Origin of the sequence: Simonsiella muelleri ATCC 29453 (assembly GCF_002951835.1) — a bacterium.
GTDB classification, from domain to species: Bacteria; Pseudomonadota; Gammaproteobacteria; order Burkholderiales; family Neisseriaceae; genus Simonsiella; species Simonsiella muelleri.
The window spans coordinates 461,936-484,787 of record NZ_CP019448.1 but is presented as its reverse complement, the minus strand read 5'-3'; the positions used below and the strand labels follow the sequence as shown (position 1 = coordinate 484,787).

The 22,852-nt window shown below is 41.9% G+C and carries 24 protein-coding genes; 7 read left to right on the top strand and 17 right to left on the bottom strand.

Annotated elements, in window-relative coordinates:
* Positions 1–56: 56 nt before the first annotated feature.
* From BWP33_RS02345 to BWP33_RS02330, 4 genes are all read right to left on the bottom strand, one after another.
* The gene (locus tag BWP33_RS02345; RefSeq protein WP_002640975.1) at positions 57–839 is read right to left on the bottom strand and encodes a ferredoxin--NADP reductase; all 783 of its coding nucleotides are present in this window, start codon (positions 837–839) and stop codon (positions 57–59) included.
* A 219-nt stretch (positions 840–1,058) separates the two neighbouring features.
* Positions 1,059–1,472, bottom strand: a complete 414-nt coding sequence (locus BWP33_RS02340; protein WP_002640976.1) for an RNA-binding S4 domain-containing protein — start codon at positions 1,470–1,472, stop codon at positions 1,059–1,061.
* Between the two features lie 109 nt (positions 1,473–1,581).
* Positions 1,582–3,081, bottom strand: a complete 1,500-nt coding sequence (locus tag BWP33_RS02335) for a surface lipoprotein assembly modifier (protein ID WP_002640977.1) — start codon at positions 3,079–3,081, stop codon at positions 1,582–1,584.
* A gap of 97 nt (positions 3,082–3,178) precedes the next feature.
* Entirely contained in the window at positions 3,179–3,391 is a 213-nt protein-coding gene (locus BWP33_RS02330; protein ID WP_002640978.1) for a hypothetical protein, read from the bottom strand.
* A gap of 153 nt (positions 3,392–3,544) precedes the next feature.
* On the opposite strand from BWP33_RS02330, the gene BWP33_RS02325 reads away from it, so the two are divergent.
* Positions 3,545–5,752, top strand: a complete 2,208-nt coding sequence (locus BWP33_RS02325; protein WP_002640979.1) for a UvrD-helicase domain-containing protein — start codon at positions 3,545–3,547, stop codon at positions 5,750–5,752.
* A 106-nt stretch (positions 5,753–5,858) separates the two neighbouring features.
* Here BWP33_RS02325 and BWP33_RS02320 read toward each other — a convergent pair whose 3' ends face one another.
* The 3 genes from BWP33_RS02320 to BWP33_RS13095 all read right to left on the bottom strand — a co-directional run bounded on the left by BWP33_RS02320 (position 5,859) and on the right by BWP33_RS13095 (position 8,306).
* Positions 5,859–6,371 (bottom strand): protein disulfide oxidoreductase, encoded by a 513-nt coding sequence (locus tag BWP33_RS02320; protein ID WP_002640980.1) that lies wholly within the window; start codon positions 6,369–6,371, stop codon positions 5,859–5,861.
* A 163-nt stretch (positions 6,372–6,534) separates the two neighbouring features.
* Entirely contained in the window at positions 6,535–8,028 is a 1,494-nt protein-coding gene (locus tag BWP33_RS02315; RefSeq protein WP_002640981.1) for a YifB family Mg chelatase-like AAA ATPase, read from the bottom strand.
* A gap of 146 nt (positions 8,029–8,174) precedes the next feature.
* On the bottom strand, positions 8,175–8,306 hold the full coding sequence (locus BWP33_RS13095) for a hypothetical protein (RefSeq protein WP_263479606.1): 132 nt from the start codon (positions 8,304–8,306) through the stop codon (positions 8,175–8,177).
* A 20-nt stretch (positions 8,307–8,326) separates the two neighbouring features.
* Between BWP33_RS13095 and BWP33_RS02310 the strand changes: the two genes are divergently transcribed.
* From BWP33_RS02310 to deoD, 4 genes are all read left to right on the top strand, one after another.
* Entirely contained in the window at positions 8,327–9,466 is a 1,140-nt protein-coding gene (locus tag BWP33_RS02310; protein WP_002640982.1) for an SPOR domain-containing protein, read from the top strand.
* A gap of 64 nt (positions 9,467–9,530) precedes the next feature.
* Positions 9,531–10,229 carry a thiol:disulfide interchange protein DsbA/DsbL gene (locus BWP33_RS02305; protein WP_002640983.1) on the top strand — a complete coding sequence of 233 codons (699 nt, stop codon included), beginning with the start codon at positions 9,531–9,533 and terminating at the stop codon, positions 10,227–10,229.
* Between the two features lie 196 nt (positions 10,230–10,425).
* A complete protein-coding gene (locus tag BWP33_RS02300; protein WP_002640984.1) occupies positions 10,426–11,250 on the top strand; it encodes an undecaprenyl-diphosphate phosphatase in 825 nt (274 codons plus the stop codon).
* Positions 11,251–11,268: 18 nt separating this feature from the next.
* Positions 11,269–11,979 carry a purine-nucleoside phosphorylase gene (gene deoD, locus BWP33_RS02295; protein WP_002640985.1) on the top strand — a complete coding sequence of 237 codons (711 nt, stop codon included), beginning with the start codon at positions 11,269–11,271 and terminating at the stop codon, positions 11,977–11,979.
* A gap of 152 nt (positions 11,980–12,131) precedes the next feature.
* Here the strand turns inward: deoD and recX are convergent, their stop codons facing one another.
* From recX to BWP33_RS02260, 7 genes are all read right to left on the bottom strand, one after another.
* Entirely contained in the window at positions 12,132–12,599 is a 468-nt protein-coding gene (recX, locus tag BWP33_RS02290) for a recombination regulator RecX (protein WP_002640986.1), read from the bottom strand.
* 2 nt (positions 12,600–12,601) lie between these two features.
* Positions 12,602–13,297, bottom strand: a complete 696-nt coding sequence (locus BWP33_RS02285) for a phosphoglycolate phosphatase (protein ID WP_002640987.1) — start codon at positions 13,295–13,297, stop codon at positions 12,602–12,604.
* A gap of 17 nt (positions 13,298–13,314) precedes the next feature.
* Positions 13,315–13,677 (bottom strand): Mth938-like domain-containing protein, encoded by a 363-nt coding sequence (locus BWP33_RS02280; protein WP_002640988.1) that lies wholly within the window; start codon positions 13,675–13,677, stop codon positions 13,315–13,317.
* Positions 13,678–13,763: 86 nt separating this feature from the next.
* Positions 13,764–14,660 (bottom strand): hypothetical protein, encoded by an 897-nt coding sequence (locus tag BWP33_RS02275; protein WP_002640989.1) that lies wholly within the window; start codon positions 14,658–14,660, stop codon positions 13,764–13,766.
* A 103-nt stretch (positions 14,661–14,763) separates the two neighbouring features.
* The gene (locus tag BWP33_RS02270; RefSeq protein WP_002640990.1) at positions 14,764–15,222 is read right to left on the bottom strand and encodes a hypothetical protein; all 459 of its coding nucleotides are present in this window, start codon (positions 15,220–15,222) and stop codon (positions 14,764–14,766) included.
* A complete protein-coding gene (locus tag BWP33_RS02265; RefSeq protein ID WP_002640991.1) occupies positions 15,215–16,522 on the bottom strand; it encodes a homoserine dehydrogenase in 1,308 nt (435 codons plus the stop codon). Before BWP33_RS02265 ends, BWP33_RS02270 begins: the two co-directional genes overlap by 8 nt.
* 139 nt (positions 16,523–16,661) lie before the next feature.
* Positions 16,662–17,582, bottom strand: coding sequence for a LysO family transporter (locus BWP33_RS02260; RefSeq protein WP_002640992.1), 921 nt, complete (start codon positions 17,580–17,582; stop codon positions 16,662–16,664).
* 268 nt (positions 17,583–17,850) lie between these two features.
* On the opposite strand from BWP33_RS02260, the gene BWP33_RS02255 reads away from it, so the two are divergent.
* The gene (locus BWP33_RS02255; RefSeq protein ID WP_002640993.1) at positions 17,851–18,246 is read left to right on the top strand and encodes a hypothetical protein; all 396 of its coding nucleotides are present in this window, start codon (positions 17,851–17,853) and stop codon (positions 18,244–18,246) included.
* Between the two features lie 319 nt (positions 18,247–18,565).
* On the top strand, positions 18,566–20,374 hold the full coding sequence (locus tag BWP33_RS02250; protein WP_002640994.1) for a tetratricopeptide repeat protein: 1,809 nt from the start codon (positions 18,566–18,568) through the stop codon (positions 20,372–20,374).
* 63 nt (positions 20,375–20,437) lie between these two features.
* Here BWP33_RS02250 and BWP33_RS02245 read toward each other — a convergent pair whose 3' ends face one another.
* The 3 genes from BWP33_RS02245 to BWP33_RS02235 all read right to left on the bottom strand — a co-directional run bounded on the left by BWP33_RS02245 (position 20,438) and on the right by BWP33_RS02235 (position 22,674).
* Entirely contained in the window at positions 20,438–20,887 is a 450-nt protein-coding gene (locus BWP33_RS02245; RefSeq protein WP_002640995.1) for an META domain-containing protein, read from the bottom strand.
* A 101-nt stretch (positions 20,888–20,988) separates the two neighbouring features.
* A complete protein-coding gene (locus tag BWP33_RS02240) occupies positions 20,989–22,215 on the bottom strand; it encodes an LD-carboxypeptidase (RefSeq protein ID WP_002640996.1) in 1,227 nt (408 codons plus the stop codon).
* Positions 22,216–22,251: 36 nt separating this feature from the next.
* Positions 22,252–22,674 (bottom strand): HIT family protein, encoded by a 423-nt coding sequence (locus BWP33_RS02235; RefSeq protein ID WP_002640997.1) that lies wholly within the window; start codon positions 22,672–22,674, stop codon positions 22,252–22,254.
* Positions 22,675–22,852 lie beyond the last annotated feature (178 nt).

Here is a 22,852-nt window from a genome sequence, read left to right as displayed (position 1 = left end):
AATAAATTTTCAGGCAGCCTGAAAATATGCGTTCAGGCTGCCTGAAAAAGGGGAGATTATTGTTCTACGAATGCGCGTTCAATTAAATAATCGCCGCGAACCCCTGTTTTGGGTGATGCCACCAAGCCGAAATTGTTCAAAATCGCGGCGGTGTCTGCGTTCATGGGCATACTGCCACACAACATGGCGCGGTCGTCTTTAGGATTGATGGGGGGCAGACCGATGTCTTTAAAAATTTTACCCGATTTGAGTAAATCGGTTAAACGTCCTTGATGTTCAAAAGGTTCACGCGAAACGACTGGATAATAAATCAATTTTTCGCGTACCATTTCACCTAAAAATTCATGATTGGGTAAATCTTTGGTGAAATGGTCGTAGTATGCCAAATCTTCTTTTTTGCGCACACCGTGTACCAAAATTACTTTTTCAAATTGTTCGTAAATGTCGGGGTCGCGAGTTACGCTTAAAAATGGAGCTAAACCTGTACCAGTTGATAGCAAATACAAATGCTTAGCACCTTCATTTAAATCGCTGGCAATCAGTGTGCCTGTTGATTTTTTGCTGACGAGAACGTCATCGCCAACTTTTAAATGCTGTAATTTACTGGTTAATGGTCCGTCTTGGACTTTGATGCTGAAAAATTCTAAATGTTCTTCCCAATTTGCGCTGGCAATACTGTAAGCGCGCATGATGGGTTTGTCGTTATCACCCATTAAACCAATCATGACAAATTGTCCGTTTTCAAAGCGTAGGCTTTCATCGCGTGTACAAGTAAATGAAAAATAAGCGTCCGTCCAGTGATGTACGGATAACACTTTTTGGGTGTTGTATGCTGCCATTTTGTTGTCTTTCTGTAGATGGAATACTTTCAGGCTGCCTGAAAATGAGATTCTAGAATAAAAACGCGATTATAACATATTGCGAATAATTTTCAGGTAGCCATCCTAATCATTATTTTGTCAACCAGCGTGGGGAGCGAAAGAGTGGGTATGGCGGCGATACGCCATGTTTTTTAATTTAAATAAAATTTTGTTTCAATCTGCCTCAAAACACACCCATTACCATTCGCCACGCTTGACGCGGTCTAATTGGCGGCGGTCGCGTTTGGTTGGGCGACCGTCTGGGTAGGCGGCGGTAATGCGACTGGCTTGGTCTAAGGCTTTTTGGGCTTCGCGTTTAGCGATGGTTTGGGTATCTTCGGCGTAAAGCAGACGAGCTTCGGGTGCGGGGCGGCGTTGATGATTGAGTGCCAATACGGTTAATTTGTAGGGCAATGAATTGAGCGTTAAATCAATTACATCGCCCACCACAATGTATTTGCTGGTTTTCACTTTTACGCCATTGACCGACACGCGTCCTAAATCAATTTGGCGACTGGCAAGGCTGCGTGTTTTGAAAAATCGCGCCGCCCACAGCCATTTGTCTAGACGCATGGTGTCATCACGTTCGTCTTTATTCTCTTGTTTACTCATTATTTTTTCCTTGATATTTTGTTTTCAGGCTGCCTGAACGTTTCAGAACTCGTGTTCGTAAGATTGATAACTTGATTTTATTGATGATTTTTTGCGAATCCACTGAAAATTATAATGATTTACTCAACTGAATAAACGCATACGCTTTACGGTAATCGTACATAAAATGATTACTGTCATTACGATAATACACACCTACCAAACGTGGCGTAATGCCCCACAATTGCACTTTTTTATGCCAAACCGATAGCGTAGCAGAATATTCTTTGTCTTTGCGAACAATATTAAAAAAATCATTGGTATCGTATTCGCGCTGCCCATAATTTGCCGTCAAAGTTGTCCCCAAACCACTGCGTTTCCACGACCGCGACCAACTCGCCCGAATCCCCTGACGGCGATACGAATCACTGCTATCTTGCGCGGATTTACGCGAAAAATCCGTCCCCAACGTGAAATATTGCTGATTACTCGGTGTGTGTAACCAAGTAACCGATAAATTACTGACACGTCCATTGAGAAATTTGCGCGTATCATAAGTATCGCGCCCAACTTCGGCTGCGACTAAAGCTTGATGTCGTGGCGTAATCCAATGCGATGATTCTAAACGTATGCCTTTTTCAGTGGCATATTTCTCCGTACCAAACCAACGGCGTTCATAATAAGGCAACACCGCCATCTCACTTCGCGCATTTTGATACGCCACACCCACACTGGCACGCGTACTCAAATCGTCATATTTGTGGTTATCCCAATAAAATTTACCCCACAAATCCGCATTGGTACGAAACGTGTAATTTTTGAATAATGGTGTATCTTTACCCACACCCGCACGATAAGAAATTCCTTGTGCCGATTCAGGTTCAGGCAAATACCACGCGCCATTTCGGGTATGAATAACGCGCTCTTTGGGTGAGTTGTTAACATTATTGTTGCGTGTGTAATTTGCATGAGCATACGCATTCATTCTGCTGCGTTTTTTAAGTATTTTGCGGTAACTTTGCGTTAAATCGCGTACATTATTGGGCAATTCAGTTTCTGATTGAATTTGTTCAAATAATTTATCTGATTCACGATTTTGGTGATCTTCAAATAAGACTTGCGCCAAATTCAATCGCACCAAATCCATATTAGGATTTTTTTCCAACGCTTTTTGGTAATGTTTCGCGGCCTTGCCTGCATTGCCATCATCACGCGCAATCATGCCTTCAGACAAATCAATCAATAATTCATCTTTAGGTTGTTGCGTTTGTTCTTGATAGATGGGCAGCAATGTCCGCACGCCTTCCACATTTCGCAGCAAAATTGAAGACGACAATGCGCGATATAATAATTCAGGCTGCTTTGCCAATTCGTCTTTACTCAAGCGTAAACGTTTGCTGCCATCAGATTGTGTGGTTTCAGGTATGGATTCGGGCTGTTGATTTTCGGTTTTACGTTGTTGATTTTGAGTAATATCAAAATCTGTTTCAGGCTCGGGCGGCGCGACAGGTGGCGTATCGGGTATGGGTTCGGACGGCGGCGCATCATTGGACACATCAGCCGCATACGCCCACATCGGCGCAAATAATGATAATGTATAAACCGTGAGTATTTGATAAGCGCGTTTCATGAATTATCTTTCAATTGAATCATCATATTTTTCAGGTAATCCAATTAATGTGGTATTAAAAAAAATTTGGCATTTTATTCAAAATTTACAGTCGATTTCAATAAATTTTTGCCCAAAAGCCATCTGCGATGATTTCTATTTTCTTGATTTTACGAAAATTTATTTCAGGCACATTCGCCGTTTCATATTGAACCATGATTTTCATTTCACGATTGGATTTTTCCACCTCGGCAACACGCAGCACATATTCCGTAGAAACAAATTCTGCTGACGATTTTTGGAAAATTTCGGTAAATAAACGCTCAAACATACTCAAATTTACGATTAATAAATATAAACTTATATATTCTAAACAATTTTTACATTATTCGCCACTGCCATTTGTGCAATCCTGTATTTTTGTCTCATCACAAATTTCACTATACAATTCACGCATCTTTAATTTTTCAGGCAGCCTGAAACCATGTTTTTTGAAGATAATACCCCTGACTTACTCCGACATTTAAATCCACAACAAGCCCAAGCTGTTGAATGTAATCCCAAAACTTCCGCATTGATTTTGGCAGGTGCAGGCAGTGGCAAAACTCGCGTTTTGACCACACGCATCGCATGGCTGTTGCAAAATCAACACGCTGGTGTCCACAACATCATGGCGGTAACCTTTACCAACAAAGCCGCCAAAGAAATGCAAACGCGCCTATCTGCCATGTTGCCATACAATTTACGCGCCATGTGGCTTGGTACATTTCACGGCATTTGCAACCGATTTTTAAGGCTGCATTACCGTGATGCAGGCTTGCCACAAACATTCCAAATTTTAGACAGCAGCGACCAAGCGTCTATTATTAAACGTTTGTTAAAACAATTAAATATTGACGAAAAGAGCCTTGCACCACGCACGCTACAGGGTTTCATCAATGCGCAAAAAGAAGCAGGTTTACGCGCAAACGTTTTGGACGCGCCCGACCCATTCACGCAACGATTAATCAAATGTTACGCCGAATACGAACAATTATGCCAACGCGAAGGTGTGGTGGATTTCGCGGAATTATTATTGCGAAGTTATGAAATTTTAAACGCCAATCCTGCACTTTTAGCGCATTATCAAAGCCGTTTCACACATATTTTGGTTGACGAATTTCAAGATACAAATAAACTACAATACGCTTGGCTAAAATTATTGGCAGACGGTGGCGCAGCGGTGTTTGCGGTAGGCGATGACGACCAAAGTATTTATCGCTTTCGTGGTGCAAATGTCGGTAATATGACGCAGTTTTTACGCGATTTCCAAATTAATCAGCCAATTAAGTTGGAACAAAATTACCGTTCAGTAGGCAATATTTTGGCAGCTGCTAACGCTGTGATTCAAAATAATACCGATCGTTTGGGCAAAAATTTGCGTACTGATGCTGAAGCTGGTGAAAAAATTAGTTTCTTTGCTGCCTACAATGATATCGCAGAAGCAGATTTTATTGTAAATGAAATCAAAGAATTGAAACGAGAAAATTGGCAATTAAATCAAATCGCCCTACTCTATCGTAGCAACGCACAATCTCGCGTGTTGGAACAAGCTTTGTTTCAGGCTGCCATCTCGTACAAAATTTACGGTGGTTTGCGCTTTTACGAACGCTTGGAAGTCAAACATGCGCTGGCTTATTTACGTTTGGCGATTAATCCAAATGATGATAATGCTTTGTTACGCGTGATTAATTTTCCACCACGTGGCATCGGAACGCGCAGCATTGAAAATATTCAGGCTGCTGCACAACAACAAAATAGCAGCCTGTGGCAAGCCGCACAAGGTATGGGCAAGAAAATTGCGCCATTTATTGAATTAGTGGAACAATTACGCGGACAAGTAGGTGTGGTCTCACTGGCTGAACTGGTCAAAAGCGTGTTGGATTTGAGTGGATTAATCAAGCATTATCAAAATCAAAAGCAAATTTCAGAACAAGAACGCGTGGAAAACTTAGAAGAATTGGTCAATGCCGCTACAGGTTTTCGCGTAGAAGACGTGCAATTGGATATGCTGCCTGAAAATTTGGCAGACAATCCAGCCTTGCCAGTGATTGCCTTTTTGAGTAATGCCGCGTTGGAAAGTGGCGAAAATCAAGCAGGGAGTGGCGACCAAGCTGTCCAATTAATGACGGTTCATGCCGCTAAAGGTCTTGAATTTGATGCAGTTTTTATTTCAGGAATGGAGGAAGGACGTTTCCCTAGCGAATTGAGCATGAATGAAGCTGGCGGTTTGGCAGAAGAGCGGCGATTGATGTATGTTGCCATCACACGCGCCCGCAAGCGGCTGTACATCAGCATGGCACAACAGCGAATGTTGCATGGACAAATGCAATATGGCGTACCATCACGTTTTGTGGATGAAATTCCCGATTCACTGTTGCATCATTTATCACCACCAAGCAAATCTAGAAATCTAAATGACAACAGCCATTTGATTTTTAATCAAACTGCACCCGCCATTTCACGCACCGAATTACCACGTGAATTTGATGGCTTTTTGATTGGCGAAAATGTGCGACATGAAAAATTTGGTGTGGGTGTGATTATTGATGCCAGCGACAAAGGCAACGGTTCAGCCAATTTAACCATCAATTTTGGCGCACAAGGTGTGAAAGAACTAAATACCGCCTTTGCCAAATTAACAAAAATTTAAAACATGCATTTACAGCCAAATGCGCGCTGACAAGAGAAAGTTAGCGTATGGAGAAATTCTTTCAGTTGCGACTTAATACAGGACAATGTAATAACGGAATACATTATCAACCCAAGCCATTTGCCAACGCCACGCGCATTCTCAAACCCCAATAACTCGCCAATCCAGTGGTACTATGCACCACTTTTCCATTTTTAATCAATACAATGGTCGGTGTAACGCGCACTGCCCATTGTTGTGATAAAGTGCCTTTTTCGTCATTGATGGTGTCAAATTGGAGTTGATTTCGCTGCATATAATTTTGCACATCTTTCAGGCTGCCTGAACGCAAAGCCACCCCCAAAACAGGTACACCATTTTTCTGTAAGTCATTGATAACAGGCGAAGTATATTGACAAATCCCACACCAACTTCCCCAAAAATACAACACCACCGTTTGATTTTGACTCAATTGCGCCAACGTTTGTGGTTGCGATTGTTTCAATGTTACAAAAGGCGCAGTGGCTGCATTCATAGGTGCGTTCGGTTTGCGCCAGTAATCCACCGCCACACTAATAATGAATATCAAACCCAATGTTTGTACAGTTTGAATCAATATATTTTTCCAGTTTAATTTCATCTTACTACCTTTTTTCAGGCTGCCTTGCAGCACACAACAATTCTTCCGAATCTACCTATTTTTGTCGCGTACTGCAAGGCAGCCTGAAATATTTTTGAACATATTATTGACAATAAAATCAAGTTACCAATCTTACGAACACAGGTTCTAAACAATTACAATTTTACAAAGCACGCCTGAAACTGACAGCACGTAAAACATGGGCGCGTTCCACCGTTTCATCGCCCGATAAATCTGCCAATGTTCGTGCTACACGCAAAATTCTGTGGTAACTTCTTGCAGATAAAGATAATTTATCCAACATTTGCGCCAAAGATTGTTTCGCATCGTCCGAAATATTCGCCAACGTGTCCAATTCATGAGAAGTGAGTTTGGCATTGATTTTATTCTGTCTTTTTTGCTGATATTCACGTGCCGCCAACACACGTTGCAACACGTCTGCACTGCTTTCACCCGCTTGCGTTTGCGTCAAATCAGACGTAGAAAGCGCAGGTACTTCTATTGTTAAATCAATTCGATCCAACAAAGGACCCGAAATTTTATCGCGATACCGTTTCACACTATCAGGCGTACACCGACATGGTTTGGTCGCGTGTCCAAAATAACCGCACGGACACGGATTCATCGCTGCAACCAATTGAAATTTAGCAGGATATGTTACTTGGCGTGCCACACGTGAAATATGAATCACGCCACTTTCCAACGGATCGCGTAACATCTCCAATACTTTTCGGTCAAATTCAGGCAATTCATCTAAAAACAAAACACCATGATTTGCCAACGAAATTTCCCCTGGACGTGGGTCAGAACCACCGCCCACCAACGCCGCTGAACTGCTGGAATTATGCACCTGGCGAAACGGTCGTTGTGTGCTGAAATCCTGCATATATTGCGGTAGCAACGAACGCAACGCCCACACTTCAATTTGTTCATCTGCGCTCAATGGCGGCAAAATGCTCGGTAACCGTTGCGCCAACATGGATTTACCCGTCCCTGGCGGCCCAATCATCAACAAACTGTGCCCGCCAGCCGCCGCAATCTCCAAAGCCAAACGTGCTGTATGTTGCCCTTTAACATCTTTTAAATCAGGCGATTGCATATTTTCAGGCTGCCTGAAAACCACAGGCGTAGCACGTGGCAAATTTTCCATACCATTTAAATGCGAAACAATCGCCGCCAAACTGTCTGCACCATACGCTTCAATGTGCGACATAATCGCCACTTGTTGGGCATTTTCATTTGGCAAAACAAACGCATGACCTGCTTGTTGTCCTTGCCAAGCCATCGCAAATGCACCACGAATGGGACGCAATTTACCTGACAAAGCCAATTCGCCAGCAAATTCATATTGTTCAAGATTATTTGCCAAAATTTGCCCTGATGCCACCAAAATCCCAATCGCAATCGGCAAATCAAAACGCCCTGACTCTTTTGGTAAATCAGCAGGCGCAAGATTCACGGTGATTTTTTGCGTGGGAAATTCAAACCCACTTTGAATAATTGCGGCACGAACACGGTCGCGGCTTTCTTTCACTTCGGTATCGGGCAAACCTACGATGTTAAATTGCGGCAATCCATTGGCCAAGTGTGTCTCAACTTCCACAAGTGGTGCATCCATACCACTTAAAGCGCGGCTATTAATTACAGAAAATGTCATAATTTTTCAAATTTCAAAATAAAAAAAATTGAATTCAATGGTTAGTTAAATTATATTAAATATAAATTAAATCAAATACAAATATTAGGGATTGATTTCATTATATGATTTGACCAGTCATTTTATTGTTTTTTTGTGTCATGCACTCACCCCAAAAATCTGTATATAAGCTGGTTTAATCCCTGAAAAGATTTTGTTACAATATCAGAATATTGCATTTCAGGCAGCCTGAAATATTTTGCGCCTTGTCGCCAAGCATTGCCCTGATTATCCATCATTTTCATTTTAAAGGTAAAATATGTCTCGTAAACACACGCACGCCTATGCAAGATTTCAGCTTGGCAAAGGCTTGGTCGGCTTTTTAGCTGGTTTGGTGCTTGCCACCATGATTATTATCGCGGTTTTGCTGATGCTCAACAGCAACAGTAAGCGTGATTTTAAACAGCCCACCACACCCAATAATGTAGTTGATACGCCAACCATCACGCCCAGTCAACCTGCCAGCAATCCACAGATTGACACTGCCAGCGATACCGCGATACAAACCGTGGAACCTATTGACGATAATGGTAAAGCAGCATCGCAGCCTGAAAATACCAATATCAATACGCAACCATCTGTGAATACAGATAATACCGCGCCTGTTGATGATAATGGTAACAACACCGAACCATTACAACCCAACGATAATCCCATCACAGATAAACCCATTAACGAAATTCCACCAATTGACAACACGCCACCTATTCGCGTGAAGCCATCTCATGGTAATCAATCAGGCAGTAACGCGAATCATACCACACCATCGCGTAACAATAATTTAGGCAACTTGAAAAATGAAGATTTGAATATCCCCGAAGTAGATAAGCCTAAAAAAATCACGCCTAAACCACCCGTGATTGAAAAACCACCAGTGAATGCCGTGCGTCCACCGAAAACCACAACCACACCGACTGAACCAACTAAACAACCCAGTAAACCAGCCGTAACCAAAGAACCAACCCAAACCACACAGCCAACAACACCACCCAAAGAGCCTGTTAAAAAACCCACAACCACACAACCGCCGAAAAAAGATGCCGATGTAAAACCCACCGCGCAACAAATTTTGGACAGTGGCAATATTGAAAAAGCGCGTGAATTGGCACGTAAACAAGCCAGCACGAAAAATACGCCAAAATCTACCGATTCTTCTGCCAACAAAAAACGTGGTGCAGTCGTGATTCAGGCAGGTGCATTTGGTTCGCGTAGTGCTGCTGAAAGCCAACGCGCACGCTTGGCATTATTGGGTGTACAAGCCAAAGTCGTGGAAGCCAGTGTGAACGGTCAAACAACTTATCGTGTACAAACCAATCGCATGGACAATTCTCAAGCCAGCAATACGCGTAGTGTGTTACAACGCAACGGTGTTTCTACTTTAGAGCGCAGCGCTGATTAATCAACACGTGGACATTTCAAATATCAATGAAATGTCCAAAATCCATTTTTTTAGGAAAATCAATATGAAAAAATTGTTATTGGCAACTTTATTGGGCGTGACTTTGAGCAGTCCAGCTTTCGCATTAACCGAAGGCAAAGACTATGAAATTTTAAAAAAACCCATGCCGCAAATAGAAAAAGACAAAATTGAAGTTTTAGAATTTTTTGGGTATTTTTGTATTCATTGTAAAAATTTAGACCCCATTTTATTGAAAAAAGTCAAAACATTTCCAAGCGATACCTATTTCCATACCGATCATGTGGTTTGGGATCATGATGCACACTTGGGTTTTGCACGTTTGGCGGCTGCTGTGAATCAGTCTGGTACAAAACAACAAGCTAATCCCGCGATTTTCTCTGCTGTTTTTGACCAACAAATTGATTTGAATGACCCCGCTACCACCACTAAATGGTTATCAGAACAAACTGTTTTTGATGGCAAAAAAGTTTTAGCAGCATACAACTCATTTAGCAACCAAACCCAAGCACAACAAATGGCACAACGTACTTCAGATTTTGGCGTGGAAAGTACCCCAACCATGATTGTGGGTGGTAAATATAAATTGTTGTTCCCTAATGGTTTTGAAGCTGGCATGACCACTTTGGACGAATTAATTGAAAAAGTTCGTCAAGAACGCGGTATGAAAAATCCTGCCCCCAAAGCAGCAGTCAAAACCCCAAAAAGCAAAGGCGGTTCATTTGCGGTGCAAGCTGCCAAATAATTAAGAACCTGTATTTTTAGGCTGCCTTTTTTTCAGGCAGCCTGAAATTCATTTTTTGAATAAATGAAAAATTAAGCCACGACTCATTTTTCTCTGATTTAATCTCATTTCGTCAAATGCTGAATCCGTCATTGTCTTGATTGGTTTTAGAGTCTCTCTTTATAATGCTGTTTTTTTGCAAACTGAAAAATTAATTATGGATATGATACTAGTACTTAAAGCTTTGATTTTAGGCTTTATTGAAGGTTTAACCGAGTTTTTGCCCATTTCCAGCACGGGGCATTTGATTGTGTTCGGCAGCTTATTGGATTTCCACAGCACGGGAAAAGTATTTGAAATTGCGATTCAATTGGGCGCGGTATTGGCAGTGGTGTTTGAATATCGCTCGCGTTTTACCAATGTGATTTTGAATTTTGGACGCGACCGCGAAGTGAATCGTTTTGTGGTCAATTTGGCGATTGCATTTGTGCCTGCGGCGGTAATGGGCTTGCTGTTTAGCAAAATGATTAAAACATATTTATTCAATCCTGTGAGTGTGGCGATGGCGCTGGTGATTGGCGGTTTTTTGATTTTGTGGATTGAAAAACGCACACAAAGCCGCCCTGCCAAAGTTTTAACAGTAGAAAGTATGCGACCGCGTGATGCGTTGATGGTGGGTTTAGCACAAGTTTTGGCGTTGATTCCAGGGACTTCGCGTTCAGGCAGCACGATTATGGGCGGTATGCTGTGGGGTTTGGAACGCAAAGTAGCAACTGAATTTTCATTTTTCTTGGCTGTACCGATGATGATTGCCGCGACTTTTTACGATATTATCAAACACCGTGATTTATTTACCATGGCAGATGCGGGCTTAATTGGTGTGGGTTTTGTGGCGGCGTTTGTGGCTGGTTTAGTAACGGTTCGCGCATTATTGCGATTTGTTTCGCGTAAAAATTATGTCCCATTTGCTTATTATCGGATTATTTTTGGTGGCATTATTTTACTGACTTGGGTGATGAATTGGGTTAATTGGTCTGAATAATTTTTTAAGGAAAATCATATGGCTACTCCACACATTTCCGCGCCATCAGGTGCGTTTGCCGAAACGGTTTTGATGCCAGGTGATCCTTTACGCGCTCAATACATTGCAGAAAATTTCTTGCAAAACGCGCAACAGGTTACGGCTGTTCGTAATATGTTTGGTTACACAGGCACTTATCAAGGCAAACGCCTTTCTGTGATGGGGCATGGTATGGGCATTCCGTCTTGCTCCATTTACGCCAAAGAGTTAATAACCGAATACAGCGTAAAAAATTTGATTCGCGTGGGTTCGTGTGGTGCGGTTTTGGACGATGTGTATGTACGCGATGTTGTGATTGGCATGGGCGCGTGTACCGACAGCAAAGTGAATCGTATGCGTTTCCGCGACCACGATTTTGCTGCCATCGCCGATTTTGGCATCACGCAAGCCTTGTTTCAGGCTGCCCAAAAACGCAGTATTCACGCCAAAGTTGGCAATTTATTCTCATCAGATTTATTCTATCACCCCGACACGCAACTTACTGAAACCTTAAGAAAATATGGCATTTTAGGTGTAGAAATGGAAGCGGCTGGCATTTATGGTGTGGCGGCAGAATTTGGCGCAAAGGCAGCAACCATTTGCACGGTTTCCGATCACATTGTCCGCAAAGAATACACCTCGTCCGCAGAACGCCAAAATACATTTAACGATATGATTTATATCGCTTTAGATGCAGCAATTTCATTGTAATCAAAGAAACAAAACACTTTCAGACAAATCAGAGACAATTGACAATTCATTTTATGGTTATTTTCCTGAAATTGAATCATTTTTCCTGCAAAACTCACTTCATAAATAAATCATCAGTTGTCTCTCATTTTAAAAGGCTGCCTGAAAATTGTTTATTCGCTGGACACATCATCCGCATCTTGCCACGCTAAATTTAAGGCTTGCTGAATGATGTCGTAACCAAAACCACGATACAATAAAAAACGCGTTTGTCTTTGTTTTTCATTGATATTTTTTGCAGGCTGCCTAAATTTTTTACGTAATACTTCGCAAGCGTGCGCCAATTCTTCTTCTGCATTAGGCAAATATTCGGCGATGATGTCCGCATCCACGCCTTTTTGCGTCAAGGCTTGTTGCAACCGCATTCGCCCATGTTTGCGCGATTTGCTGTTCATAAACGACTCGGTAAATCGTTCATCTGATTGCCAATTCAAATCCGCAAATTCCGCCAGTACTGCATCAATTTCTGCTTCGTCTTCGGCGTAAGGCGCAAGTTTACGTTTTAATTCCAACTTACTCATTTCACGGCGCGATAAATATTCCAACGCACGGCTTTTTAATGATTTTTCGGCTTTGGGCATGGTTAATCTTTCGGCTGGCTTGGACGCAAATTTTCATAAATTTCAGGCAATTTATTCACAATCAAATCGGGACGAGTCGCATCATCACACGCCAATTGCGCCATGTTACCGTATCCAAATGTTACACCAACACTCAAACAACCTGCTGCTTTAGCAGCCAAAAGATCGTTATGCGAATCGCCCACCATCAACATATTTTCAGGCGCAACGCCCAAAATTTCCGCCACATACCACAATGGCTCTGGAGACGGTTTGCGTTCAGGCAGCGTGTCGCCACCCACAACAATACTGAAATAATCCAATAAATTTAATTCTTTCAATAATTTAACTGCCAACATTTCGCTTTTATTCGTTACCACCGCCAAAGGCAAATGCAACGTTTTGAGTAAACCCAAACCCGCTTCGGTTTCGGGATACGGACGCGTGGCATTGGCAATATGATGCGCGTAGTGGCGCATGAAAACAGGGAAACCACGTTCCAACAAATTCGCATTTACCTTACCATGATAATCGCCACTCAACGCACGATGCACCAACGCATTGATACCATCGCCCACATAACTTTGCACGGTTTCGCGTGGCAGTTCAGCCAATCCCAGCTCCACGCGCATCGCGTTTGCCGATGCCGCCAAATCAGGAATCGAATCCACCAATGTGCCGTCCAAATCAAACGCCACCGCTTGAATATTTTTTAACATTTTTATTTACCAATCAATTAATTAAATAACCATGCCCACACATTGCGCCCCTCACTTTGTACCATCGCCAACGTGCGACACGCCGCCGCCGTGTTCATACATTCTACACCCACGCCATGTTGCGACAATTGTGCCTGCACAATAAAAGGCAGAAATTGATGCTGCGTACCTGTTCCAATGATAATCAGCGTTGCGCCTGCATTCAAGGCAGCCTGAAAACTTTCTAGGGTCAAATCAGCGACTTGTTTTTCAGGCAGCCTAAAAATTTGCTTACCCAAAATAATTGGATAATTATATGATTTTCCATCAATTTCAAATACCGATTCACGATACGATTGCACCGTTAAAACTTGACTCAAATCTTGTTCTACAAAATCCATGATGTTTTTCTTACTTTTATTTTTCAGGCTGCCTTTTATTCATGTTAAATTCAAAAGGCAGCCTGAAAATACTTATAATTTATTGATTATTTGCTAGAATTTGCTACACAACTCAAAACAACTTCATTCAAACCATCTTGGAAATTGGCCTGCAATGAAATGGTTTGTTTTTTGATGTCATTAACTTTACCACCTGCTTTTTTGGTAGCGATTCGGGCTTCTTCCAACGTTTCAAATGGGCCAGGCAGTGCATCACTGGTGGCAGGAATATTCGCATAATACAGCGTTTGTGGCGCAGGCGCAGCATTCGCCAACACCGATTTAATGGTGCTGTAATCACCCTGAATCGCCAGACTGGGCGTTTGCCAACCAATTGGCGTGGTGGCAGTGGATTTGGTGGCGATATTAACCGCCAAAGCCGAAAGCGGTAATTGCTGGAACGCCGCATTCTGCAATGGCATCACATAATGCACAATTTGCGAACCGTCTTCGGCGGCACTAACTTGCACCGACACGCGACCTAAACTTTGTTGATACGGATGAGGCAAACTCGGCGCAAACCGCATCGCATCTTGCTGCACACACGCACTGTCAATTTGCCCATTGTCGCGCATACATTTGGCAAACGGAAAATCCATTTTCATCGCCAATAAATTCAGCGATGAATGAGGCGCACACATCGTGCTGACCAAATCACTCCAATCGATTGCATTTGAATTGGTAGTGGCGGACGCGCTGGCTTCGGCGGACGCGGCATCGTTGGTGCTGTTGCCACCACTACTTTTGACGATGCCCAACGTGATTAAAATCCCCACCAACATTCCCGACACAAACAAAATACCACCTTTGATGATACCGCGTTGGCGTTCAACAGGTAGGGCTTTAAAACGAGCGTGTGCTAATTTTATTATTTTTATCAACATATTGGGAATAATTTTGAGTTTTTCCACAATCATTTTGATGTCTATTTTATTTAATTTCATGTGTGATTCCTTTTTCAGGCTGCCTGAAAAAATAAGCTGCCTAAGAACAATTGAAAAAATGCCAACATTCTGATTTTGCAAAATCATTGGCATTTATTTTAATTTATTTCACTAATTTATCCATACACATTTTATCACGTTGAATAAATGCGTCTTTGCCACCGAGTAAATTCAATTGCTCTTCTTGCGAAATTTTAGCAAACGATTGAATTTGCTTCACACCCAGTTTTTGCAATGGGTCATTCCACATACACACGCAATAATCTGCTGCCATATGTTCGCCACCGTCCACCAAATTGCGTACTTTTAACGCATTTTGCCATTGTGGCGAAAAAGGGACGTTTTTGATGCAACTTTCCATAATCGCTATTTTCGCGTCCGATTTGCTCATAGCGCATTTACTCAAAAAGAAAAACGCCGCAAACATCAACGCAATCACGCGTAACCAAATAATCAGTACACGACGTTTTTTGGATTTAAAACCAGTGGTTTGATAATCTTTCAGGCTGCCTGAATTAGGGTTTTCGGGTGTTTCAGGCTGCTGCTTGTCTAAATCAACCATTTAAACTTTCCATACGAATCAAAATAATTGGCTCTCGCACACATTCTTGCGATTCAATGGCTTCAATGGCATTTTTGACATTTTTCTCAATGGTATGATGCGTCAAAATCACAATTTCCGCTTGATGGTTGTCCAAAACCGCTTTTTGAATCAAAGCTTCAATCGACACGCCTTCTCTTGCTAACAACGTGGCGATTGTGCCTAACACGCCTGCTTGGTCATCTGCACGGACACGCAAATAATAACTGCTGCTGATTTCATCCATGCTAACAAAATTGGCTTGTTGCACATCACTCGGCTGGAACGCCAAATAAGGCACACGATTCTCCCTATCAGCAGAAATCAGACGACAAATATCCACCAAATCCGCCACCACCGCACTCGCTGTCGGCAAAGAACCTGCACCAGCACCATAATATAAGGTCTCGCCTACCATGTCCGCATTCACACGCACCGCATTCATCACACCATTCACATTGGCTAATAAATATGATTCGGGAATCAAAGTTGGGTGAACGCGCAATTCAATGCCTTTTTCGGTTTTACGCGTGATGCCCAACAATTTGATGCGATAGCCCAATTCTTCAGCATATTTAATGTCGCGGCTGTCTAATTGGCTGATGCCTTCCAAGTAACACGCACCAAAATTCACGGGTGTACCAAACGCCAATGCAGACATAATCGTGATTTTGTGTCCTGCATCATGTCCTTCAATATCAAAAGTGGGGTCGGCTTCGGCGTAGCCCAATTTTTGCGCTTCAGCTAATACATCTTTGAATGTACTGCCTTTTTCACGCATTTCTGTCAAAATAAAATTGCTTGTACCGTTAATAATGCCTGCAATGGATTGAATTTTGTTCGCCGCCAAACCTTCGCGTAACGCCTTAATCACAGGAATACCACCTGCCACCGATGCTTCAAATTGCACCATCACATTATGTTTGCCTGCCAACGCAAAAATCTCATTACCGTATTCAGCCAATAATTTTTTATTTGCTGTAACAATGTGTTTGCCCGATTCAATCGCTTTGAGTACCACGTCTTTTGCCACGCCCGTACCGCCAAACAATTCCACCACAATATCCACATCATCGCGCTGCACCAACTCCATGGGATTGGCAACCAAAGTTGCTTGCGGACACCATTGTGCAGCACGTTCGGCACGTGAATCACACACCGCAGAAATACGAACTTCACGCCCCAAACGACGAGCAATCTCCGCACCATTATCACGTAATACCTGAGCCACACCACTGCCCACCGTACCTAATCCCAACAGACCAATATTAATTGTTTGCATGAGTTATCCTAGTTATTTAATTTAACACTTTATTTAATCAATACACATATTGTTTTCAGGCAGCCTGAAAACCAACTTTATTCAAAATATGAATTCAAAAAAGTGCGTTATTTTAGCCGATTTTGATTGAATTTGTGCATCAACTTGAAAATGCACTGAAAAATACCATCAAAAATGGCGCAACCACATTCACAATAAACCCAAAACTAATCGCTACAGGCACCGCCAACAAACCACCCGATTTTTGAATCAATGGCAACATAAAATCCAAACTGGCCGCACCACCTATTCCAATCGCCGTACTCGGATAACGCCGCATCAAAATTGGAATAAACACCAACGCCGCAAATTCTCTCAATAAATCATTAAGTAATGCCACACTGCCCCAAGTCGCACCATACGCTTGCGTCATCACAATCCCCGATAACGAATACCAACCATAACCCGATGATAATGCTAAACCTTTCGTCCAACTCACATCAGGCAACACCAGCGCAAACAACAAACCCGCCACCGCACACGACACCATAAACCACATGCTCAACCACAAACCATGCCGATTCAAAAATACTTGTCGCAACGCAATTCCATATCCGCGCATCTGCAAACCCACCACAAAAATCAACAACATCAACGCGTAAAAACTCAATTTTTCAGATGATAAATGATGTTCAGGCAGCATTCGCCCGAGCAAAATGCCCACAAATAAAATCATCAATTGTTTGACACTGTCGGCTACACCGATTTTTTGCCGCTTAATTTGATTAACTTCAAATGGGTGATGCTGCCTGAAAAACATTCGGTCAAACCAAATCATCACCACACAATTACACACCGCCAAACAAATAAACAACCCTATTGCATACGTTGCTACCTTACTTAATTCATTGCTTAAATTGGGTGTTTTGGCAAATCCCATGCCAATCAGACATAAAATCACATACACCAAAATCATCAATAATTTATCTAATATTTTTAACATAAATTGGGGCAATTTGAACCCAAATCCGACAAACAACGGCAACAAAATTACCAACACACTTTGCAAATGAACCAACATCTCACATTCCATGATGAAAACAAACTGAATATTATAGGGGCAATTGACCATTAGATTAAAACCTTTGCACAACCTCAGATTTAAGCACAGTTCAAAGCGATAGAATCATATAACACACAGATAATATTGAAATATTTTTAAAAACCAAAGAAATACATCACGAAGAAATATACCAAAGATAGGGTTTTGCAAAGGTTTCAGATTAATCGATTTTCAGGTATAGTAAAAATATTTTAACTCATTCAAACTCAAGAAAGGCAATTTCATCATGATGAACAAACCAGAAGAAGTGATTATGGCGTGTTTGGCGGTATTATGGGTGGTCATCACTTATGTATTGATACGATTCACAGGGGCGCAATGGTCGTATGTATTGATGGTTACGGGATTTACGGCGGTATGGGCGTTTGTAGCGTTTGTGCTGTGGCAAGCTGGACGAATTGAGAAAATTTATCCTTTGTTAATTGGCGCATTGGTAGCTTGTTGGTGGCCTTTACTGGACTGGTTTTCGGTGCGTGGCGTGGTCGCAACGCCCACATCAGAAGTTGTTATGTTGGTGAAACCTTGGTATGCATCATGGTGGTTTAAATTGGTATTGGCGGTTGCACCAGTGGTGTCTGGTTATGTGCGTATGTGGCGCAAAATGCAAAAGCCAAAATTTTAATTTGAAAAAATATGGTTTCAGGCTGCCTGAAAAAAACATGGCGCGTGCAAAGCCCGCTACTTCAAGTCAATTTTATTTGAGAATGCGCAGAGATAATATTGAAATATTTCAAGCCTTAGAAAAGCGCATCGCGAAGAAATGCACCCAATATAATATGGAGTTTTGCAAAGGTTTCAGGCAGCCTGAAAATCTCTTTATCTAATCTTTAAATCAATTTTTCTTCAATTTACTCTCAAAATCATTCATGAAATTGTTTGTGATGCGCCAGTTTGGTATAAAATTCACACATCTTTATTTTTTTATTTCATGGATGAATACCATGCCATTATTGAAACATTCATCACACAAAATTGCTACTTTGCTGACTTTAACTTTTTCAGGCTGCCTGTTTGCCGCCAATTCGTCCGATAATCCCACACTCCAATCACCCGAAATCAAACGTGTTTCCGATGCAACTCAAAGAGTGATGCGCGAGCAAATCATTGAAGATGCACAAAATACATTCACGCTACTTGGTGCAGAACTTGCCGCCGAACGTGGAGACACCACACTGGCTTTAAATACCTATCTGCGCATTTTAGCCAACACCCAAGACCCCGAAGTCGCAGAACGCGCCATAGAATTGGCAACCAGTACAGGCAATTTTCTCTTATCAGAACAAATTTTCCAAATCTGGCAAAAAATTGAACCCAACGCCAGCCCCGCACAACGCCGTATTGCATGGGCGCGCGCGTTGGGGCAAGGCGATGTCAATCACACTTTTGGACAACTTAACACCATTTTGAACGAAGCATCCAATGAACAAATTAAGCGCATTTTCTTGTTGTTGGCACAAGTGAGTCTGCACAATCCTGATATGCTCCGAACTGGTAATAAACAAGTACATCAATTGGTTATGCGTTACCCTAATATGCTGGAAGCCAATATTTTGGATTTGGTGTTCAGTACTGGTAATCGCGAAAAATCACGCATTTTGTCAGCGTTAAAAAAATTGAGTCAAATTGATGAAAATTTGAGTTTGCCATCGCGTTCGGCACTGTCGTTTGTGGTGCATGAACAGCCCGATACATTAAGCGATTTTTTTGATAAAAATGACAGCCTGAAATTATCCCCAACTTGGCAAGAATTGGAAATTGAAAATTTGATTCAAAATAAACAATACAAAAAAGCCAGCACCCGTTTACAAACTCTGCTTACCAAAAAACCACAGGCCAATTTGTATTTTTTAGCCGCCGCTCAATCGTTTGAGCATAATAAAAATAGCGACAACAACCAAGTCAAACAATATTTAGAACAAGCCTATAACATCGGTACACCTGAACAAAAATCACGTGCCGCCACCATGATGATGTTGAATTTTCTCAATGAAAAAAATTGGGTACAAAGCGCAAATTGGTTGAAAAAAATTGAATCGTCTGATTATGCATTTGTTAAAAATGTGTTGGAAATGTCGCTCTCTAGCGCACAAAATAATTGGGAAAAAACCATCGCGCTTTACAACAATCAGCGTTCACTTACCCCTAATTTACAAACGCATTTTTTTGACAATGTTCAACGCGAACAAATATATCTATCTGCCATGATGCAAGTGCGTAAACCTGCTATTGTATTAAATGAAATCAATCAGTTAATCAAAAAAGCACAACAGCAAGGTAATGCCGCACGTTTAAACAATTTAATTTATCAACGCGGTATTTTGTATTCCGATAAAATGCACCGCCCACACGATGCGATTAAAGATTTACGCGCGTTTTTGATATTAAATCCAGACAATGCACACGCGCAAAATTCACTCGGTTACACCTTGCTTTCGCAACCCGAAACCATGAATGAAGGTTTTGATTTAATCACCAAAGCCTATCAAGCGCAGCCTGAAAGTGCCGCCATCAACGACAGCATGGGTTGGGCGTATTTCCAAAAAGGTGATTACGAAACCGCCAAAATATATCTAGAATACGCCTACAAAAATGAACCCACTAATGCCGAAATCGCCGCACATTTGGGTGAATTGTATTGGAAATTAGGCGACACCGAACAAGCCAAAAAAATTTGGAAAGAAAGTTGGTTGCAAAATAAAAATGACTTTATCTTACAAAAAACATTGAAAAATTATCAAATTAGATTCTAGCCTATATTTTGATTTCAGGCAGCCTCAAAACAACAAGACAAAAGTTTCAGGCTGCCTGAACATTTATTTGCTGGTAAAACGCATTTCATCGCCAGATTGATTAAACAAGACCAACGTATCCATACTTTCCACACGATATCCCGTCATTTTCGGTAATACAGTCGCAAACGTATTCTCCAATTTCATCGAATCAGGACACATCATACGCGTGGCAGTGATGCCCGAAACATTCAGGCTGCCTCTTCCATCAATAACTGCTTGAAAACGCATATTATTGCAACCCATATCCGCGTAAGCAGACGGTAAAGTCGTCCAATCCATCAATGTATTTTGCAATTGATTAGGCGCAAAACCTGTCAATTGACTCAATCGCCATACGCGTTTGACCGATGGTGCCGCAACGCTGGCAGAGGCGGTTTGTGGCAATGTTGATGCAGCTGACGATGATGTCGGTGGCACAGTTTGACACGCCGCTAAAATAAAAGCAGTCGCTAAAATCAATGTGTGTTTCATGTTTTTTCCTTTGAAATTAACCCATTAAATTTAGACAGCCTGAAAAATGATTGGGTCAATTTAATTCGCTAAACGCATTGTCTTTCAGGCTGCCTGTTTCATTAAAATTCGCTGTCGGTATTGAAATTCAAATTAGAATTATCAATAAAATTAAATTCTTGCATCGGCTTTAATGCTGCCAAATTCAATGCGTTTGGATTGAGAGTCGGATAACCGCTAAACGTGATGGAATAACCGCCCCCCGTACCACGCAAACTTGCTTTTGCACCCAACGGAAAAGTCGTTTTCTGCGCAACATGCCCAAACGGAAAGCCCGTATAAACAGGAATATTCGCCGCGCGTGAAATATTTTGTGCCACAGCCGCCAAATTAAAACTGCTGTCGTAAGTGTCCCGAATATTGCCCATGCGAAAATCACCCAATACAATCGCTTGTTGCTGTTTCAAAATACCTGCTAAATGCAAAGTGTACAACATCCGTTCAATGCGGTACGGCTGCTCAGCGACATCTTCCAAAAACAAAATACCACCTTGAATTCTAGGCATAAATGGCGTTCCCACCAACGATGCCAATACGCTCAAATTACCTCCCCACAAAATCCCATCAACATTGCGCACATTGCGGCTTTGAAATTCAGTTACAAACACAGTGCTTTGATTATTTGTGGTATTTTGCGTGAAATTGTCCATAGTGTAACTGTCGGGAGACGGTTTGCCAAATTCACTGTACAACATCGGTCCCACAAAACTTGGCATGGCACCTTGCGCCAACAAAGCCATTTGAATTGCGGTTACATCACTGAATCCAAACAATAAAGTTTGTGCCTCACGCATACGCGCACCCAAACTCGCCCAATCTACATTCGCCAAAATTCGCGCCGCACCATAACCACCACGCACCCCCATCAACACCTTAGGCGTAGGAACGCGCCCCGTTGCCACATCTTGAAAATCGTTAATTCGTTCGGCATCGCTGCCTGCAAATCGCTGATAACGCCGATACGCAGCATTATGATTGGTAATCGCAAAACCCGCCGCAAACAGTCTATCCAAACCTGTTTGAATACGGTTAGCATCTTCCGCAAAACCCGATGACGCAAACAAACGCATGGTATTTTGACTACTGGCTTGCACATGGCGTACCACTGGTTGAGTTTGAGGACGATTCACGGTTGAATTCACGGTAGGACGGCTTTCTGTATTAGGTTTATTGGAGTTTTTTTGATTTTGAACTGATGAGTTGCTGCCACCACACGCAGTCAAAATACCACTTCCAGTCGCCACCAATGCGCCTTGCAACAAACGGCGGCGTGATAAAAAAGAATTCATTAATCATATTCCTTTGATAAAATTAAATAATATTTTTCAGGCAGCCTGAAAATACGAAATCAATTTTTGTTGCACTTGTTGCACCCAATTTTCAGGCAGCCTTAAAGCCGATTCGCGTACCGCATTTGCCCAAATTGGCGCAGGAAAACACGCATCTTCCGTAAAACGCGCAATAATATGCCAATGTAAATGCGGTACAACATTCCCCAAACTCGCCAAATTGATTTTAGCAGGCTGCAACACTTCACGCATTGCGGTTTCCACTGCGTACACTGCATTCATGAATTCGGTGCGTTCATCGGGCGACAAATCGGTCATTTCCGCCACATGATTGTGCCAAATCACGCGACAAAATGCAGGAGCTTTGACATCATCATGAACTACAATAATTCGCCAATGATTTGTTTTAAATAAAACTTCTTCGCCAAATTCGGCACACAATACACAATCAGACATCATGATTTTCCTAATCAAATAATCGCCCTATTCTAAATCAAATCAATCGCCCCAAACACTATTTTCATATTTTTACCAATGAATTTGGTATGATGCCAACACGTTTCAGACAGCCTGAAAAATACAGTCGTTTAAAATAAAATTTGCAAAAATTATCAATAAAATCAAGTTATCAGCCTTA

Excerpts from the sequence above, each read along its gene's own strand:
- BWP33_RS02345 (WP_002640975.1), bottom strand. The coding sequence starts at position 839 with ATGGCAGCATACAACACCCAAAAAGTGTTATCCGTACATCACTGGACG.
- BWP33_RS02340 (WP_002640976.1), bottom strand. The coding sequence starts at position 1,472 with ATGAGTAAACAAGAGAATAAAGACGAACGTGATGACACCATGCGTCTA.
- BWP33_RS02335 (WP_002640977.1), bottom strand. The coding sequence starts at position 3,081 with ATGAAACGCGCTTATCAAATACTCACGGTTTATACATTATCATTATTT.
- BWP33_RS02330 (WP_002640978.1), bottom strand. The coding sequence starts at position 3,391 with ATGTTTGAGCGTTTATTTACCGAAATTTTCCAAAAATCGTCAGCAGAA.
- BWP33_RS02325 (WP_002640979.1), top strand. The coding sequence starts at position 3,545 with ATGTTTTTTGAAGATAATACCCCTGACTTACTCCGACATTTAAATCCA.
- BWP33_RS02320 (WP_002640980.1), bottom strand. The coding sequence starts at position 6,371 with ATGAAATTAAACTGGAAAAATATATTGATTCAAACTGTACAAACATTG.
- BWP33_RS02315 (WP_002640981.1), bottom strand. The coding sequence starts at position 8,028 with ATGACATTTTCTGTAATTAATAGCCGCGCTTTAAGTGGTATGGATGCA.
- BWP33_RS13095 (WP_263479606.1), bottom strand. The coding sequence starts at position 8,306 with ATGATGGATAATCAGGGCAATGCTTGGCGACAAGGCGCAAAATATTTC.
- BWP33_RS02310 (WP_002640982.1), top strand. The coding sequence starts at position 8,327 with ATGTCTCGTAAACACACGCACGCCTATGCAAGATTTCAGCTTGGCAAA.
- BWP33_RS02305 (WP_002640983.1), top strand. The coding sequence starts at position 9,531 with ATGAAAAAATTGTTATTGGCAACTTTATTGGGCGTGACTTTGAGCAGT.
- BWP33_RS02300 (WP_002640984.1), top strand. The coding sequence starts at position 10,426 with ATGGATATGATACTAGTACTTAAAGCTTTGATTTTAGGCTTTATTGAA.
- deoD (WP_002640985.1), top strand. The coding sequence starts at position 11,269 with ATGGCTACTCCACACATTTCCGCGCCATCAGGTGCGTTTGCCGAAACG.
- recX (WP_002640986.1), bottom strand. The coding sequence starts at position 12,599 with ATGCCCAAAGCCGAAAAATCATTAAAAAGCCGTGCGTTGGAATATTTA.
- BWP33_RS02285 (WP_002640987.1), bottom strand. The coding sequence starts at position 13,297 with ATGTTAAAAAATATTCAAGCGGTGGCGTTTGATTTGGACGGCACATTG.
- BWP33_RS02280 (WP_002640988.1), bottom strand. The coding sequence starts at position 13,677 with ATGGATTTTGTAGAACAAGATTTGAGTCAAGTTTTAACGGTGCAATCG.
- BWP33_RS02275 (WP_002640989.1), bottom strand. The coding sequence starts at position 14,660 with ATGAAATTAAATAAAATAGACATCAAAATGATTGTGGAAAAACTCAAA.
- BWP33_RS02270 (WP_002640990.1), bottom strand. The coding sequence starts at position 15,222 with ATGGTTGATTTAGACAAGCAGCAGCCTGAAACACCCGAAAACCCTAAT.
- BWP33_RS02265 (WP_002640991.1), bottom strand. The coding sequence starts at position 16,522 with ATGCAAACAATTAATATTGGTCTGTTGGGATTAGGTACGGTGGGCAGT.
- BWP33_RS02260 (WP_002640992.1), bottom strand. The coding sequence starts at position 17,582 with ATGTTGGTTCATTTGCAAAGTGTGTTGGTAATTTTGTTGCCGTTGTTT.
- BWP33_RS02255 (WP_002640993.1), top strand. The coding sequence starts at position 17,851 with ATGATGAACAAACCAGAAGAAGTGATTATGGCGTGTTTGGCGGTATTA.
- BWP33_RS02250 (WP_002640994.1), top strand. The coding sequence starts at position 18,566 with ATGCCATTATTGAAACATTCATCACACAAAATTGCTACTTTGCTGACT.
- BWP33_RS02245 (WP_002640995.1), bottom strand. The coding sequence starts at position 20,887 with ATGAAACACACATTGATTTTAGCGACTGCTTTTATTTTAGCGGCGTGT.
- BWP33_RS02240 (WP_002640996.1), bottom strand. The coding sequence starts at position 22,215 with ATGAATTCTTTTTTATCACGCCGCCGTTTGTTGCAAGGCGCATTGGTG.
- BWP33_RS02235 (WP_002640997.1), bottom strand. The coding sequence starts at position 22,674 with ATGATGTCTGATTGTGTATTGTGTGCCGAATTTGGCGAAGAAGTTTTA.